At 66.1% G+C, this 15,635-nt stretch carries 12 protein-coding genes; all 12 read right to left on the bottom strand.

Going from position 1 to position 15,635, the window contains the following annotated elements; translation table 11 throughout:
- Window positions 1-147: 147 nt before the first annotated feature.
- Window positions 148-1,734 carry a tetratricopeptide repeat protein gene (locus WFP44_RS09720; RefSeq protein WP_336926366.1) on the bottom strand — a complete coding sequence of 529 codons (1,587 nt, stop codon included), beginning with the start codon at window positions 1,732-1,734 and terminating at the stop codon, window positions 148-150.
- Window positions 1,735-1,931: 197 nt separating this feature from the next.
- Window positions 1,932-3,587, bottom strand: coding sequence for a cell division protein FtsZ (ftsZ, locus tag WFP44_RS09715; protein ID WP_336926365.1), 1,656 nt, complete (start codon window positions 3,585-3,587; stop codon window positions 1,932-1,934).
- A gap of 147 nt (window positions 3,588-3,734) precedes the next feature.
- The gene (ftsA, locus tag WFP44_RS09710; RefSeq protein WP_336926364.1) at window positions 3,735-5,027 is read right to left on the bottom strand and encodes a cell division protein FtsA; all 1,293 of its coding nucleotides are present in this window, start codon (window positions 5,025-5,027) and stop codon (window positions 3,735-3,737) included.
- Window positions 5,027-5,941: a cell division protein FtsQ/DivIB gene (locus WFP44_RS09705; RefSeq protein WP_336926363.1), complete on the bottom strand. Its 915-nt coding sequence runs from the start codon at window positions 5,939-5,941 to the stop codon at window positions 5,027-5,029. Before WFP44_RS09705 ends, ftsA begins: the two co-directional genes overlap by 1 nt.
- Entirely contained in the window at window positions 5,941-6,900 is a 960-nt protein-coding gene (locus tag WFP44_RS09700) for a D-alanine--D-alanine ligase (RefSeq protein WP_336926362.1), read from the bottom strand. Before WFP44_RS09700 ends, WFP44_RS09705 begins: the two co-directional genes overlap by 1 nt.
- A gap of 26 nt (window positions 6,901-6,926) precedes the next feature.
- Window positions 6,927-7,853, bottom strand: coding sequence for a UDP-N-acetylmuramate dehydrogenase (gene murB, locus WFP44_RS09695; protein ID WP_336926548.1), 927 nt, complete (start codon window positions 7,851-7,853; stop codon window positions 6,927-6,929).
- Window positions 7,854-7,888: 35 nt separating this feature from the next.
- Complete coding sequence (gene murC, locus WFP44_RS09690; protein WP_336926361.1) at window positions 7,889-9,316, bottom strand: UDP-N-acetylmuramate--L-alanine ligase; 1,428 nt, start codon at window positions 9,314-9,316, stop codon at window positions 7,889-7,891.
- Window positions 9,313-10,500: an undecaprenyldiphospho-muramoylpentapeptide beta-N-acetylglucosaminyltransferase gene (gene murG / locus WFP44_RS09685; RefSeq protein ID WP_336926360.1), complete on the bottom strand. Its 1,188-nt coding sequence runs from the start codon at window positions 10,498-10,500 to the stop codon at window positions 9,313-9,315. Before murG ends, murC begins: the two co-directional genes overlap by 4 nt.
- Window positions 10,497-11,747 carry an FtsW/RodA/SpoVE family cell cycle protein gene (locus tag WFP44_RS09680; protein WP_336926359.1) on the bottom strand — a complete coding sequence of 417 codons (1,251 nt, stop codon included), beginning with the start codon at window positions 11,745-11,747 and terminating at the stop codon, window positions 10,497-10,499. The genes murG and WFP44_RS09680 overlap by 4 nt, the downstream gene beginning before the upstream one ends.
- Window positions 11,744-13,084: a UDP-N-acetylmuramoyl-L-alanine--D-glutamate ligase gene (gene murD / locus WFP44_RS09675; RefSeq protein WP_336926358.1), complete on the bottom strand. Its 1,341-nt coding sequence runs from the start codon at window positions 13,082-13,084 to the stop codon at window positions 11,744-11,746. The genes WFP44_RS09680 and murD overlap by 4 nt, the downstream gene beginning before the upstream one ends.
- Window positions 13,081-14,151: a phospho-N-acetylmuramoyl-pentapeptide-transferase gene (mraY, locus tag WFP44_RS09670; RefSeq protein ID WP_336926357.1), complete on the bottom strand. Its 1,071-nt coding sequence runs from the start codon at window positions 14,149-14,151 to the stop codon at window positions 13,081-13,083. Before mraY ends, murD begins: the two co-directional genes overlap by 4 nt.
- A 13-nt stretch (window positions 14,152-14,164) precedes the next feature.
- Entirely contained in the window at window positions 14,165-15,634 is a 1,470-nt protein-coding gene (locus WFP44_RS09665) for a UDP-N-acetylmuramoyl-tripeptide--D-alanyl-D-alanine ligase (protein ID WP_336926547.1), read from the bottom strand.
- Between the last annotated feature and the right edge of the window lies 1 nt (window position 15,635).

Genomic DNA, 15,635 nt, shown 5'->3' with positions numbered 1-15,635 from the left:
CGCACCCTGGCGCAACGCCGCCGCCTGCCTTGACGGGGGAGAACCTGCACAAGCCTGTTGGCAAGATGTGCAAAACAAGCCGGGGATTGCGGGCAGAGCTTGTGGAAAGCCTGGGGAAAAGGGAAAGGGCACGCAGGCCCCAACCCATCAGTTGAGTTCGACCACTTCCTCGCCCGCAGCGCTGGTGAAGCGGAACGCATCGATCCCCTTTTCGCCCAGCCGCGCGACAAACTCGTTTGCCTCGCGCGCGCTGGCAAAGGGGCCGGTGACGAGGCGGTTGGTCTGCCCCCAGCGCGCCCGATACGGCTCGCGATTGGCCAGCAGACCGTCCGACTGGCGCACCAGCCGCCGCCAGTCAAAGCGGAACGCGGCCACATCCTGACCGGTCGCCACCTGCACCCAGTGGCGGCTGGGATGTGGCGGCGGAGGCGGCGGGGCAGGCGGAGGCGGAGGGGGCGGAGGAGGCGTGCGTACTTCGCGCAGGGGAATGATCGAGGTGATGTCCACCGCGCCCGGCTCAGGCCGGACGAGGGGTTGCCCGGCAGGCAGGGTGAAAGCCGCAAAGGCTTCCTCCAGACTGGGCGGCGCGGTGGCCTCGGCTTCAGGTTGCGGTTCAGCCGCCGCCAGATCTGGCCCCGAAAGCGTAAAGGATGGCTCGGGCGCGGGCGACCCCGCAGGCTGCGCCGGGGGCAATTCCGCCGAAGCGACCACGACCGGTGCGGGTGGCGGCGAAGGCGGAGGCGGAGGCGGAGGCGGAGGCGGCGGTGGCGGTGGCGGTGGCGGCGGTGGCGGCGGTGGCGGAGGAGGCGGTGGCGGCACCGCCTGCACGACAGCCACACTGACCGGCGGCAGTTCCTGTGTTTGCGAAGCCTCCGCCGCGCCCAGCGGTGCGCCCGAAGGGATCAGCCGCGCGTCGCTTCCACCCGACGCACCCGTTGCCGGTGTGCTGGGCATCACCATGCGGCGGGCAAATTGCGGGCCATCGCGGCCAATCTCGGCCGCGGCCGGAAACACGCCCAGATTGGCGGCGGCCGCCTGCTGCGCAGGGGTCAATTGCCGCATATGGCGCAGATATGGGTCCATTCGCCGGGCGAGGCGCGCAGGCAGCATGGCGTCCGATATCGACACCGCCTCTTCCTCGCGTCCCAGTATCGCCAGTGCAAAGGCCCGCGCGCGGTAGGCGTTGACATCGCGCCTTTGCAGCAATGGCAAAAGTGTCGCATCCGATGCTGCGGCATCGCCTGAAATGGCATAGCTCAGGGCCAGCCGCCGTTCGACTTCGGCATCTCCCCCGCGCGCCAGTGCCACGCCATAACGCTCGCGTGCTTCGGCATTCATCCCCACCAGATCATAGGCGAGCCCGTGATCGGCAGCGTGCACATCAATATTCGCGCCAGCCGCGCGCGCCTGCTCGAACAGGTCGAGCGCCAGCGCGGGTTCAAGCTGGCGCACCGCCACCAAGGCAAGGCCAGCCAGAACCGCGCCGTCTCCCGGCGCAACCGCGCGCGCGCGCTCGAAGAAGCCTTCTGCGGCATCCGGATCGTCCAGATCGAGCGACGCCTGCCCCGCATCGAGCAAGGCAGCCAGCGATGTGGGGCTGCGCGACAAGCGGCGCAGCGCATCGTTGAGCACGGCGGAGGCGGGGTTGGGCAATTGCTGCACCACTTCCTGTGCAACACCAGCCTGCGGCAAAAGCGTGATCGCAAGCGGCGCACCGGCCAGCAGCGGGGCCATCCCCGCCAGCGCGGTTGCAACAGCGGTCCTGCCGCCGGATCCCTTGGCCGATCCCCCCGATCGCCCGGATCGCCAGCCAGATGGTGTGTGCCCCCCGGTGGCAGATTTGCGCAATGTCATCTCACTTGGCTTGAAGGAGCTCATGCTCCTGTTCGGGCGGGCGCCGCGGATCGTCGAACCCGCTGCGCCCTGCCAGATTACTGATTATTGGTGCGGTTGAGGAACCGCGGAATCCGGAAACCGGCACTGCCGCTCTCGCTGTCGTCATCTTCCTCGGCGCGGTCGGATTCCAAAGCGGGCGGCGCAATATTGGCCATCCGTTCGAACAGTGTGCTACCCGTAGGTGCCGGAGCGGGAGCGGGAGCGGGCGCAGCGACCGGATCGCCCGCCTCGTCCGCCACGTCGCTTGCACCAAACAGACGACGGCGGCGCAGACCGCCTGTTCCCTCGCCATCGGCCTGCGCCAGCCGCCCGGCATCGAGTGTCAGTTCGTCCTGCACCGCAGATACGGCTGGGCGGGCCGGCGCCAATTCCGCCGCGCCCGACAGGTCGAGCGCATCGTCATCATCATCTTCATGGGACGAGCGCAAACCGGTGAGCGAGGCAAAGCCATCCTCGCTCGACCGCCCGAATTCGCTATCATCGGCCGGATCGGGAAGATCGCCCCCGGCATCCTCCTGCTCCAGCGAATCCGCCAGATCGAGCAGTTCATCGGTAACGGGAGCGGGCGCGACCGGTTCCGGCTCCTGCGCGAAGGCCGAGGGGGCTGCGCCGGCAACTCCGCCGATTGCGCCAGGCGCGGCCATTCCGGACATGGAACCGGGTGCCTTGGGGCCGCGCGCGGCGCCAAGATTGACCGGCTGATGCGGCGGGATCTGGTGATCTGCACTCTGCTCAATACCGGTGGCGACCACCGACACGCGGATCTTGCCTGCCAGATCGGGATTGAACGCGGTGCCCCAGATGATGTTCGCTTCGCTGTCCACCAGTTCGCGGATGTGGTTGGCTGCTTCGTCCACTTCGAGCAGCTTCATGTCGTCGCCGCCGATGATCGAGATGATGACGCCCTTTGCGCCCTGCATCGACACGCCGTCGAGCAGCGGGTTGGCGATGGCGCGTTCGGCAGCTTCCAGCGCGCGGTTGGGGCCTTCCGCCTCGCCCGTGCCCATCATGGCCTTGCCCATTTCGTTCATCACCGAACGGATATCGGCAAAGTCGAGGTTGATCATGCCGGGGTTGACGATCAGATCGGTGATCGAGCGCACGCCCTGTTGCAGCACCTCGTCGGCCATGACGAAGGCTTCCTTGAAGGTGGTATCGGCCTTGGCCACCAGGAACAGGTTCTGGTTGGGAATGACGATCAGCGTATCGACGTGCTTTTGCAACTCCTCGATCCCGGCCTCGGCGGCGCGCATCCGGCGCGTGCCTTCGAACAGGAACGGCTTGGTCACCACGCCCACGGTCAGGATGCCCTTGCGCCGCGCCACTTCGGCAATCACGGGAGCAGCGCCGGTGCCGGTGCCGCCGCCCATGCCGGCCGCAATGAACACCATGTTCACCCCGTCAAGCGCACGCTCGATTTCCTCGACCGTTTCCTCTGCCGCGGCGCGGCCCACTTCGGGCCGCGAGCCAGCGCCCAGCCCCTGCGTGATGTCCGGGCCCAGCTGGATGCGATGTTCCGCCACGGCATTGTTCAATGCCTGCGCATCGGTATTGGCGATGATGAAGTCGACGCCTTCGATCTCCGCCTCGATCATGTTGGCAATGGCGTTGCCGCCCGCGCCGCCCACGCCGATCACCGTGATGCGGGGGCGAAGTTCTTCCACCGAAGGGGGTCCGATATTGATGCTCATTGTCCTCGTCTCCTGATGGAGCCTTGCGCGAATATTCCTGCCACGCTTGTGCCATAAAACCGATTGGCCGCGTTAAGGGCAAAATCAATGTTTCCACAGCCCTGCACGATTGGCCTGCACGGGTGCTGAACGCGGGCCGCAGTGCATTCAGAAATAGTCGCGCACGGCCTTCCATATCTGGCGCATGGCCGACAGTCCGGTCCAGCGCGTGGTTTCGGTAAAAGGCGATCCGATGGAACGGATGTCCACCGGGTCTTCCGCGGCGTAAAGCACCAGCCCTGCCAGCGTGGCAAAGCCGGGGACGCTGTGCGCTTCGGGCAGGCCGCGCAGCGCCGGCGGCTTGCCGATCCGCACCGGCATTCCCAGCACGCTTTGCGCGTAATCGGCAAGGCCCGCCATCTCGGCCCCGCCCCCCGTCAGGACCACCTGGCGCGCGCCGGTCTTGCCGCCATTGGCAAAACCCATCGATTCCAGCGCGCGGCCCACATCGCGCATCAGGCAATCGAGTTCGCCGGTAATCACCGCGATCAGTTCCGAGCGGCGGATGCGCCCCGATGCATCCGCGCCGCGCGCGACGCTGGCCGAAGCCTCGTCGTCCGGGCCGGTAGCGGCAATCATCTCGCGGTGATCGTGCCGGCTGGCAATGGCCGATCCATTGACGCATTTCAGCCGTTCGGCCTGAAAGCGTTTGATCGAAAAGGCCGAGGCAATGGCATCGGTGATATCCGCCGAACCGCGCGGAATAGTGGTAAGCCCCAGCAGCATACCGGCGGCATAGACCGAAACATTGGTGACCTCGCCGCCAAATTCCACCAGCGCCACGCCCAGATCGCGTTCCTCAGCGGTAAGGCAGGCCAGCCCTGCGGCAAGCGGCGCGGCAACGATGCCCTCCACCTCCAGATGCGCGTTCTGCACCGCTTCGGTCACATTGCGCATGGGTGCGCCATCGGCCAGCATCACGTGGATATCCACGCCCAGCCGATCGGCATGAAGCCCCTTGGGATTGGCGACGCCATCCGCCCCGTCGAGGAAATAGCAGGCGGGCTGCGCGTGCAGCACCATGCGCCCGTCCGGCTCCAGCCCTTCGCGCGCGGTGACGAGGAGATGCTCGATATCCTCCTCCTCGATCCGCCGCCCGCCAATGTCGATTTCGACCGGGTTGATGACGCTGGCCAGCCCCGCGCCCGAACATCCGATCCACACGGATGTGACACTGGTGCCCGCCAGCTTCTCCGCCCGTTCGATCGCATCGCGCACGGCATAGGTGGCCGCCGCCATATCGGTGACATAGCCGCGCTTGATCCCCTGCGAGGCGCGCTGCCCGCTCCCCAGCACCTGCATCTCGCCGTTGTCCGTAATCCCGGCGATCATGGCAGAGATGCGGAACGAGCCAATATTGACCGCCCCGATGACACTGGTGATGCGCGGCTGGCTGGCCATCAGCTTTCACTCCCCTGCTGCATATCGAGTTCACGGTCCGCCCGGCCCGGCACCTGCAAATAGGTGCGCGGCGCGTTGCGCATATCGAACCGCACCACTTCGCCGCCGATCAGGCGATGCACCCCGTCGGCGCGGGCAAAGCTGATGAGCGAGGCGGCGGACAATTCACGTCCTTCGGGCAGGAACAATTGCTGCCCGGTGGCAAAGGTCAGGTTCCAGCGGCGGTTGCCCACCCATTCCGCCGCGCGGATCTGCGGGCGCAAGGCGGGGGCGGCATCGAGCAGTTTTTCGAGATCGCGCACGCGCCCCTGCGCGCCCGGCCCCTGCACCACCATCAGATCGCCAATCTCGCTCGCCGCCACCGGCTCCAGCTCCACCCCGTCCAGGTCGATCAGCACCAGCCGGTCACCCCGTCGCAGCACGGCGTGGGGTTGCCGCTCCACAATGTCGATCACCAGCGTATCGGGCAATTGGCGCGACACGCGGGCATCGGCCACCCAGCTCAGGCGCAGAATATCTTCACGCAATGCCGCCAGATCGAGCAGCACCATCGAGGATTCTTCGGCCGCCAGCGCCTTTTCATAGACGCGCGCGGGGTTCATGCGCTGCGTGCCGCGCACATCGATATTCACAACCTTGAACCCGGCATTGGCCGCCATCACCGCGACCTGCCGCTCTGCCAGCGCGGTCAGCCCGGTGACGCGCGCGACCACCACGAGAACAGCCAGCGCCGCCGCCAGAATCAGCACGGTGAAGAAGCGGTGCCACTGTTCCTCGGTAAAAGGCAGCGCGTTCATCGTCCGGTCGAGGAAGCCTGCCGTCTGCGCACGCGCCCTGCGCACCTGCCCGGCACGCCCCTGCGCCCGCGTCTGGCGGCGCACGCCGGAGGAATTGCGGCGGACGGTCTGCACCATCAGATGCCCTTCCCCGCCTGGTTCAGCGCATCCTCGATGATGATTTCCACCAGTTCGGGATAGGAAATGCCGCAGGCCAGCGCCTGTTCGGGCACCAGGCTGAGCGGCGTCATGCCGGGCTGGGTATTGGTTTCCAGCAGGAACAATCCATCCTCGCCCTGGCTGTCATCCCAGCGGAAATCGGAGCGCGACACGCCCCGGCAGCCCAGCTTGCGGTGCGCCGCCAGCGCAAATTGCTGGCACAATCGCGTAATACTGTCGGGAATATCCGCAGGACACACGTGCTGTGTCATCCCATCGGTATATTTGGCGGTGAAATCGTAAAAGCCGCTCTTGGGCACCAGTTCGGTCACCAGCAACGCCCGTGCATCGTCCCCGCTGCCCATGACCGCTGCCGTCAGTTCACGCCCGCGAATATAGGGTTCGGCCAGAAGCTCATCAAACTGCTGCCACGGCCCTGCGGCATCGCGGCGGATGGGATTGCCGCAATTGCTGTCCTCCATCACGATGGCGACGCCCACGCTGCTGCCTTCGTTGACCGGCTTGAGCACATAGGGGCGCGGCAGGGGATCGCCGGCAAACAGGCTCTCGCTGCGCACCACGTGCCCGCCGGGCATGGGGATGCCGTGCGGCACCAGCGCCTGCTTGGTCAATTCCTTGTCGATGGCGATCACCGATGTGACCATCCCGCTGTGGGTGTAGGGGATGCCCATCAGATCCATCATGCCCTGGACCGTGCCATCCTCTCCCGGCACGCCGTGCAGCGCGTTGAACACCACATCGGGCGCTGCCTGCGCCAGCCTTGCAGCGACATCGCGGCCAAGGTCGATCCGCGTGACGCGGTGGCCCAGCCCTTCCAGCGCGTCGGCCACGCCCTTGCCCGACATGAGCGACACCTCCCGCTCATTGGCAGGGCCGCCCATCAGGACAACAACGTGGAGATGCGGCAAACGGCTCATTCTTCTGTCACCTTCAAAGGCATATTTCAGGGCCTTCCGACCCGCTTGATTTCCCATTCAAGGCTGACGCCCGTTTTCTCCGCCACGCGGCGGCGCACTTCCTCGCCCAGCCCCTCGATATCGGCGCTGGTCGCCTCGCCGGTGTTTATCAGGAAATTGGCGTGCTTCGCGCTCACCTGCGCGCCGCCTATCGCGAGGCCCCGGCAACCTGCCTCGTCCACCAATTGCCACGCCTTTTTCCCGGCCGGGTTCTTGAAGGTCGATCCGCCCGTCTTGCTGCGCAAAGGCTGGCTCGCCTCGCGCTCGGCGGCGATGCGGTCCATTTCCGCGCCGATGACAGCTGGATCACCCGGCGTCCCCTGAAACCGCGCGGCCACCACAATGGCCCCTTCGGGGAGGCGCGAATGGCGGTAGGAATATTCCAGATCAGCCTTGGGGATGTTCACGCAATTGCCATCAGGCAGCACCACGTCGCAATCGATCAGGATATCGGCCACTTCCCGGCCATAGGCCCCGCCGTTCATCCGCACAAAGCCGCCCACCGTGCCGGGGATGCCGCGCAGAAACTCCAGCCCCGCAATCCCTGCATCGCGCGCGGTGGAGGCAACCAGAATGCCCGGCGCGCCGCCACCACATTCCAGCACATGGTCGCGCCGCACCTCAACGGTGGAAAAGGCCTTGCCCAGCCGCACCACCACGCCCGGCACCCCGCCATCGCGGATGATGAGGTTGGAGCCAAGGCCAATGGCCATGACCGGCGTGTCTTCGGGAAGATGCGCCAGGAAGGTCGTCAAGTCATCCAGATCGGCCGGTTCGAACAACCAGTCCGCAGGGCCGCCGCTCTTGAACCAGACCAGCTTGTCGAGCGGCGCGTGCGGCGTCAGTTTCCCCCGCACGGGCGGCATGGGCGGCAAGGCACCCGCTCCGCCCGAACCGGCACCCGGTGCGTTCATCGCGGGATCGAAATCGCCGGGCTGCATCGACCAGTTCATGCCGCCGCCCCCTTGGCCCGGATCGCGCGAATGGCAGGGGCAAGACCCGCCGCCCATTTGGTGATATCACCCGCGCCAAGGCACACCACAATGTCGCCCGGCGCGATCAGCCCGGCGAGTTCCTCCGCCAACGCGTCCGCCCCGGCAATCGTGGCGGCATGGCGATGGCCCCGCGCCTTGATCCCGGCCACCAGCGCGGCGCTGTCCACGCCATTGATCGGTGCCTCACCCGCAGGATATACCGGCGCGCCCAGCACGATATCGGCATCGCCAAAGCAGGACTGGAAATCGCCCATCAGGTCGCGCAGCCGGGTAAAGCGGTGCGGCTGCACCACCGCGATCACGCGGCCACCCGCACCCACCGCCTCGCGCGCAGCGGACAGCACGGCACGGATTTCCACCGGGTGATGCGCGTAATCGTCAATCACGCGCACCCCGTCCACCTCGCCCGCCAGCGTGAAGCGACGGCGCACCCCGCCAAACCGGGCGAACCCGGCGCGGATCGTGTCGTCGGCGCACTCCATCTCGTGCGCCACGGCAATCGCGGCCAGCGCGTTCTGCACATTGTGGCGGCCCGGCATGGGCAGCAGGATATTGGCGATGCGCTGTTCGCGCCCGTCACGGTCACGGTGCACCGCGTCGAACCGGCTGGCCCCGCCCTCGGCCACCAGATTTTCCGCCCGCCAATCGGCATGAGGGGAAAAGCCATAGGTTATCACACGCCGGTCGCGCACGCGGGCGATCAGGTTCTGCACTTCCGGGTGATCGATGCACAGCACGGCCGCGCCATAAAACGGCACATTCTCGATGAATTGCAGGAAGGCGTCCTTCACCGCATCAAAACTGCCGTAATGGTCGAGATGTTCGGGATCGATATTGGTGACGACGGCAATGGTGCCGTCCAGCCGCAGGAAGCTGCCATCGCTTTCGTCAGCCTCCACCACCATCCAGTCGCTCGCCCCCAGCCGCGCGTTGGAGCCGTAGCTTTCGATGATGCCGCCATTGATGACCGTGGGATCGACCCCGCCTGCATCCAGCAGCGTTGCCACCATGCTGGTCGTCGTGGTCTTGCCATGCGTGCCCGCCACTGCGACGGTGTTTTTCAGCCGCATCAGTTCGGCCAGCATTTCCGCGCGGCGCACCACCGGGATGCGTGCCTCCAGCGCGGCGGCAACTTCGGGATTGTCGCGCTTTACCGCGGTGGAGGTGACCACCACTGCCGCATCGCCCAGATTGGCCGCATCATGCCCGATAAATACCGGAATGCCACGCGCGCGCAGCCCTTCCACGACATAGCCTTCCGCCATGTCGGAGCCTTGCACGCTGTAACCCAGATTGTGCATCACCTCGGCAATGCCCGACATACCGATGCCGCCAATGCCGACAAAGTGGATCGTGCCGATATCGGTGGGAACGCCCTTCATTCGCCGCGCACCCTTGCCGTGGCAGCGGCCACCCCATCGGTGGCGCGGCCGGGCGATGCACCCACGCGGATCACGTCCTGAATGGGCGCGGCGCCAAAGCTTTCCACCAGATCGGCCAGATCGCTTGCCGCCTTGGGCCGCCCGCAATTCCACGCAGCATGGGCCGCATTGGCAAGTGATGCCGGGCTTTGCGCGATAGCCTGTATCTGCTTCGCCAGTTCTGGCGCGGTAAAGCCGGTCTGCCGGATGGCGCGCGCGCCGCCCGCTTTCACCATTTCGCGCACATTCGCGGTCTGGTGATCGTCGGTCGCAATCGGCAGCGGCACAAGGATGGCGGGGCGGCCCACCGCGGTGAGTTCGGCAATCGTGCTGGCCCCGGCGCGCCCGATGAACAAATGCGTATCGGCAAGGCGGGCCTGCATATCTTCGAAATAAGTGCCCAGTTCCGCCGGAATGCCGTGGCTGGCATAGCGTGCGCGCACGGCGTCCAGATCCTCTGGCCGGCATTGCTGCGTCACTTGCAGGCGGCTGCGCAAGGCAGGCGGCAGCATGGCGAGGCCATCGGGCACCACTTCGGACAGGACACGCGCGCCCTGGCTGCCGCCGGTCACCAGCACGCGGAAGATGCCCTCTGCCGTGAAGGGCGGATATTCGCGGTCGCGCAGGGCCAGCACTTCGGGCCGGACGGGGTTGCCCACCAGATGCACCTTGGGCGCGAATTTGCCCTTCAGCCGGGCCACATCCGGGTAAGCGGTGGCAATCGCGTTCACCCGGCCTGCCAGCAGGCGGTTGACCCGGCCCAGCACCGCGTTCTGTTCGTGAATGATCGTGGGGATGCCATCGGCCTGCGCACCCAGCAGCGCGGGCAAAGCGGGGTAGCCGCCGAAGCCGACCACGGCGGAAGGCTGGAACGTCTCGTTCAGCCGCCGTGCCATCCGCCGCCCTTCCAGCACCGCACGGATCGCGGCCAGCCAGCCCAGCGGGTTCTTGCCGAAACGGCCTGCGGGCAGGATATGCGCGGGCAGGAAATCGGGCTTTCCGGGAATCGCCGCACCGCGATCATCCGTGACCAGCGCCACATGATGGCCGCGCGCCGCCAGCTCTGCCGCCAGCGCGAAAGCCGGGGTCAGATGCCCGCCCGTGCCTCCTGCGGCCAGCACATAGTGGCGCGTCACCGAAGTCATCGTGTTCTCTCCTTGGGCGCAGATTCGCGCCCCAGTTCCGTATCGAGCGCCGCGCCGAAATCAAACGCCTCGCGGCTGAGGAAGGGGTTGCGCCGCGTGATCGCCAGCAGCAGCCCGATGGTAAAACACTGCGCGATGGTGGACGATCCGCCATAGGAGACGAGCGGCAGCGTCATCCCCTTGGACGGAAACAGTTGCAGGTTCATCAGGATATTGATGAAGGCCTGCCCGCCGAACAGCGCGATCAGGCCCGTGGCGGCCAGAATGATGAACAGCCGGTCCTCCTCCACCAGCCGCACCAGCACGCGCAGCACGATTGCCAGATACAGCAGCGCCAGTGCGGCGCAGATCAGCAGGCCGAACTCCTCCCCGATGACGGAGAAGATATAGTCTGTATGCGCTTCGGGCAGGCGCATCTTCTGGTTGCCCAGGCCAAGACCTGTTCCCGTCCATCCGCCGCCCAGCAGCGTGCGCTTGGCCAGATCGACCTGGTCATAAGCCGTGCCGCCGCCCAGGAAGGCGTTGATGCGGTTGCGCGCATTGTCGTAGAAGGCATAGGCCAGCGCCAGCGCGGCAAACGCGATGCCTACAAAAATCGTAATGTTGCGGATCGGCAGGCCTGCCAGCAATACCAGCACGAACCAGCAGGCGACAAACAGGATCGCCTCGCCCAGATTGGGTTGCAGCATCAGCAGCATCACGATCAGGCCAAGCAGCGCGCCCGTCACGCCGATCACGGGCAGGCTGGGATCGCGCAGCTTCCACGACAGGATCCACGCCAGCACCACGGCATAGGCAGGCTTCAGGAATTCCGAAGGCTGGAAGGTGAGGCCTAGATTGAGCCAGCGCGTGGCGCCGTTGCGCTCCACCCCGATCAGCGGGACAAGCACCAGCAATGCCAGCATCAGCGCGCCCAGCAGGATCGCCCCACGCCGCGCCCGATCCAGCGGCAGAAGCGCGGTGGCGAACAGCACCATCAGGCCCAGCGCCTGCCAGCGCAGATGCAGCCAGAAGAAGTGATGTTCGCCCAGCGCCGTTTCCGATGTGGACAGGCGACCCGCGCTGGCGGGCGATGCAGCGTATACGGCGATCGTGCCTGCCACCATAAGCAGCAGCACCAGCGCCAGCAGGCCCCGGTCAATCTCGCGCCACCAGACCAGCAATTGCCGCCGTCGATCCTGCGGAAAGGCGGGGGTTGGTGCGGGCCGCACACCGGGCATGGGGACATAGGGCCGCGCCGATTTCATGCCGCGGGCCTTTCGGGATCGCCCGCGCCGGTCAGCCCGTCGACAAGCTCGCGGAAGGCATTGCCGCGCACCTCGTAATCGCGGAACTGGTCAAAACTGGCGCAGGCAGGGCTGAACAGCACGACATCGCCGGGCCGTGCCGCCGCCATCGCGCGCGTCACCGCCTCGCACAGCATTTCGCACCGTTCCACCTGCAAATGCGGTTCAAGCAGTCTGGCGAACATCGGGCCGGCCTCCCCGATGGTATAAGCGGCCGCGACATTGCCGAAATGGGGCGCGCATTCGTCCAGATTGTCCGCCTTGGGCACACCACCGCAGATCCAGTGGATGCGCGGTTGCGGTGCCGGCGGCCATGCGGCCAGCGCGGGCGCGGTAGAGGCAGGATTGGTGGCCTTGCTGTCATTGATGAACAGCACCCCCTTGTGCGTCGCCAGCACTTCCATCCGGTGCGCCAATCCGCGAAAACTGGCGAGGCCCGCCAGCACCTGTTCCCGTGACAGCCCGATTTCTTCAGCCAGGGACGCGGCAATCGCGGCGTTCTGCAGATTGTGCGGCCCTTGCAGGCTGGGCCATTCGCCCTGATGCACCGCAAGCGCCGCCAGATCGGCACAGGCCGCGCGCCCCGCCGGGCGACGCGCCGCCTCAGCCGCCTGAATGGCGCGCGTCGGCTCATCCGCGCACCCAAAGCTGGCAAAGTGCTGTGCCGACTGCATGGCGAACAAGCGCGCCTTGGCCGCGGCATAGGCGGCAAAGCCGTCATACCTGTCCAGATGATCGGGCGTGATATTGGTCAGCGCGGCTGCATCGCAATCGAGGCTGTATGTGAGGTCGATCTGGTAGCTCGACAGTTCCAGCACATAGACACCGCCTTGCTCAAGCGGGTCCTGCGCCAAGATCGGGAGGCCGATATTGCCGCCCATGCGGGTTGGCAGGCCCGCCGCTTCAAGCAGGTGATGCACCAGCGCGGTCGTGGTGCTTTTCCCGTTGGTTCCGGTTATGCCCACCACCTTGTGCGGGGGGAGTTCGGGCCGGGCGAGTGCAAACAATTCGATATCGCCAATGATCGGCACGCCCGCCGCCCGCGCCTTGTCCGCCAGCGGATGGGTGTTGAGCGGAACACCGGGCGACACGACCAGCGCATCGAAACCTGCCAAGTCGATCTCCATCGGATCGGCCAGCGTGCAGCGCCCTTCCAGCTTGGAACGCGGGGTCTGCTGCCGGTCCCACGCTGTCACCCGCGCGCCGCTCGCCAGCAGGCTTTCCACCGTCGCCATGCCCGACCGCGCCAGGCCGAGGACGGCATAGTGCTTGTTGGCAAAGGCGCGCGCGGTGATCATCGGATTTTCAGCGTGGACAGGCCAATCACGGCCAGAACGATGGCAATGATCCAGAACCGGATCACCACGGTCGATTCCTTCCAGCCGAGCTGTTCGAAATGGTGATGGATCGGCGCCATGCGGAACACGCGCTTGCCCGTGCGCTTGAACCAGAACACCTGAATGATGACGCTGGCCGCTTCCAGCACGAACAATCCGCCCACGATGGCGAGCACGATCTCGTGATGGCTCGCCACCGCAATCGCGCCCAGCGCCCCGCCCAGCGCCAGCGATCCGGTATCGCCCATGAACACCGCCGCGGGGGGCGCGTTGAACCACAGGAAGGCAAGGCCCGCCCCCATGATTGCGGCACACAATATCGCCAGTTCGCCCGCCAGCGGAACGTGCGGAATCCCCAGATAGGCGGAATAATCGACACGCCCCACCAGATAGCAGATCAGCATGAAGGCGCCCGCCGCGATCACCACCGGCATTGTGGCCAGGCCGTCCAGCCCGTCGGTCAGATTCACCGCATTGCCCGCACCCACGATCACCACGGCGGCAAACACGTAATAGAACGGCCCCAGCGGGATCGAATAGCCGCTGACGAAGGGGATATAGAGGTTGGTGTTGATCTCGCTGACGATCAGCCAGGCGGCAATCCCTGCCACCACAAACTCGGCCAGCAGCCGCGCCTTGCCCGACAGCCCCTTGTGGTGCCCCTTGGTCACCTTGTCCAGATCGTCGAGGAAGCCGATCACGCCAAAGCCCAGGCATACCGCAATGCAGGCCCACACAAACGGGCTGCGCAGATCCATCCACAGCAGCATCGACAGCACCAGCGCGGTGATGATCATCAGCCCGCCCATTGTGGGCGTGCCACGCTTGGCGAGGTGGCTTTGCGGCCCGTCCTCGCGGATCGGCTGGCCCTTGCCCTGCCGCACACGCAACATGGCAATGAATTTGGGGCCAATGACCAGGCCGATCAGCAGCGCGGTCATCATCGCCGCGCCCGCGCGGAACGTCTGATACCGGATGAGGTTCAAGAGGCCCTCGAATTCCAGCAGAGAGGCAAGAAAATACAGCATCGGTTCCCGTCGATCAGCCTTCCCGCGCACCGAAATGCGCCACCACGCGCGCAAGGCCGACCGAGTTGGAGCCCTTGACCAGCACGGCGTCCCCACCAGCCAGTCCGTATTCCTCCAGCGCGGAAATCGCTTCGCCCGCATCAGCGCAATGCGCAAAGTGCAAGGGCTTGCCAAGCGGGTTGGCAAGCCCTTTCCCCAGTTCGCGCGCCAAAGCGGTCATTTCATCGCCCACCAGCACGGCAAAATCGACATTTGCCGCCATCAGCGGCTCGGCAAGGGCCGCGTGGAAACCGGGCGCGAAATCGCCCAGCTCCTTCATCGCGCCCAGCACCGCGATCCGGCGCGTGGCGGGCGTGTGCCCCAATTGCGCCAGCGTGGCGCGCATCGATGCGGGGTTGGCGTTGTAGCTCTCATCCACCAGCAGCGCATGGCCGCCGGGCACCGCCACGCGCAGCCGCGCGCCCCGTCCTTTCAGCCCGCCCATGCTGGCCAGCGCAAGGCCCGCCGCGCCCAGATCGCCTCCGGCTGCATGAACCGCCGCCATGACGCACAGCGAATTGGCGACCCAATGCTCGCCCGGTTCGGCCACGGTATAGCACAGGCGCTGCGGGCCTGATTTGGTCATCAGCGCTGCTGTCACCAAGGATCCGCCACTTGCCAGCGGCAGCGCATCAAGCAGCCGCATATCCGCCCCTTCCGCCGTGCCGAAGGACAGGATGCGCGCACCGCAGGCCACGGCTGCATCGCGCAATCGGGCAAACCACGGGCTGTCCGCCGGGATTACCGCCGTGCCGCCGGGTTCCAATCCGCCAAAGATTTCGGCCTTGGCATCCGCAATCGCCTCCATGCTGCCCAGATTTTCGATATGCGCGGGCGCAATGGTGGTGATGACGGCGACGTGCGGGCGCACCTGCGCGGTAAGCCGGGTGATTTCACCTGCGTGATTCATGCCCATTTCGAACACGCCAAAGCGGCTGCGCGGCGGCATCCGCGAAAGCGACAGAGGCACGCCGACATGGTTGTTGTAGGAACGGATCGAGCGGTGCGCTGCGCCCCGGCTGCACCTTTCAAGGCTTGCGAAGATTGCTTCCTTGACGCCGGTTTTACCGACTGAACCTGTCACCCCGACAATGCGCGCCTGCACTCTGCTCCGCGCCGCGGCCGCCAGCATCTCAAGTGCACTTGAGGTATCGGAAACCAGCACGTGCGGCCCGTCAACCGGACGATCGACCAGCGCGCCCACCGCGCCATTGGCAAAGGCCTTCTGCACAAAGGCGTGGCCGTCCATCGCCTCGCCGCGAAGCGCCACGAACATATCGCCGCTGCGCACATCGCGGCTGTCCATTTCCACGCCGCTAACCTGAAATTCACCATAAGCGGTCCCGCCGGTCGCGGCGGCGATTTCGGCCGATGTCCACAGCGCCGCGCGCAGCCTGTCGGCATCCGATGCGGGCCAGCGCAGAACCTTGGCGAGGGCATTCATG

This window comes from Alteraurantiacibacter palmitatis (assembly GCF_037154115.1).
Lineage (GTDB): Bacteria > Pseudomonadota > Alphaproteobacteria > Sphingomonadales > Sphingomonadaceae > Alteraurantiacibacter > Alteraurantiacibacter palmitatis.
This window is presented reverse-complemented; position numbering and strand designations above follow the sequence as displayed.

Excerpts from the sequence above, each read along its gene's own strand:
- murC (WP_336926361.1), bottom strand. The coding sequence starts at position 9,316 with ATGAAGGGCGTTCCCACCGATATCGGCACGATCCACTTTGTCGGCATT.
- WFP44_RS09665 (WP_336926547.1), bottom strand. The coding sequence starts at position 15,634 with ATGAATGCCCTCGCCAAGGTTCTGCGCTGGCCCGCATCGGATGCCGAC.
- WFP44_RS09720 (WP_336926366.1), bottom strand. The coding sequence starts at position 1,734 with ATGGCCCCGCTGCTGGCCGGTGCGCCGCTTGCGATCACGCTTTTGCCG.
- WFP44_RS09700 (WP_336926362.1), bottom strand. The coding sequence starts at position 6,900 with ATGAGCCGTTTGCCGCATCTCCACGTTGTTGTCCTGATGGGCGGCCCT.
- ftsZ (WP_336926365.1), bottom strand. The coding sequence starts at position 3,587 with ATGAGCATCAATATCGGACCCCCTTCGGTGGAAGAACTTCGCCCCCGC.
- murB (WP_336926548.1), bottom strand. The coding sequence starts at position 7,853 with ATGAACGCACCGGGTGCCGGTTCGGGCGGAGCGGGTGCCTTGCCGCCC.
- WFP44_RS09705 (WP_336926363.1), bottom strand. The coding sequence starts at position 5,941 with ATGGTGCAGACCGTCCGCCGCAATTCCTCCGGCGTGCGCCGCCAGACG.
- WFP44_RS09680 (WP_336926359.1), bottom strand. The coding sequence starts at position 11,747 with ATGAAATCGGCGCGGCCCTATGTCCCCATGCCCGGTGTGCGGCCCGCA.
- murG (WP_336926360.1), bottom strand. The coding sequence starts at position 10,500 with ATGACTTCGGTGACGCGCCACTATGTGCTGGCCGCAGGAGGCACGGGC.
- murD (WP_336926358.1), bottom strand. The coding sequence starts at position 13,084 with ATGATCACCGCGCGCGCCTTTGCCAACAAGCACTATGCCGTCCTCGGC.
- mraY (WP_336926357.1), bottom strand. The coding sequence starts at position 14,151 with ATGCTGTATTTTCTTGCCTCTCTGCTGGAATTCGAGGGCCTCTTGAAC.
- ftsA (WP_336926364.1), bottom strand. The coding sequence starts at position 5,027 with ATGGCCAGCCAGCCGCGCATCACCAGTGTCATCGGGGCGGTCAATATT.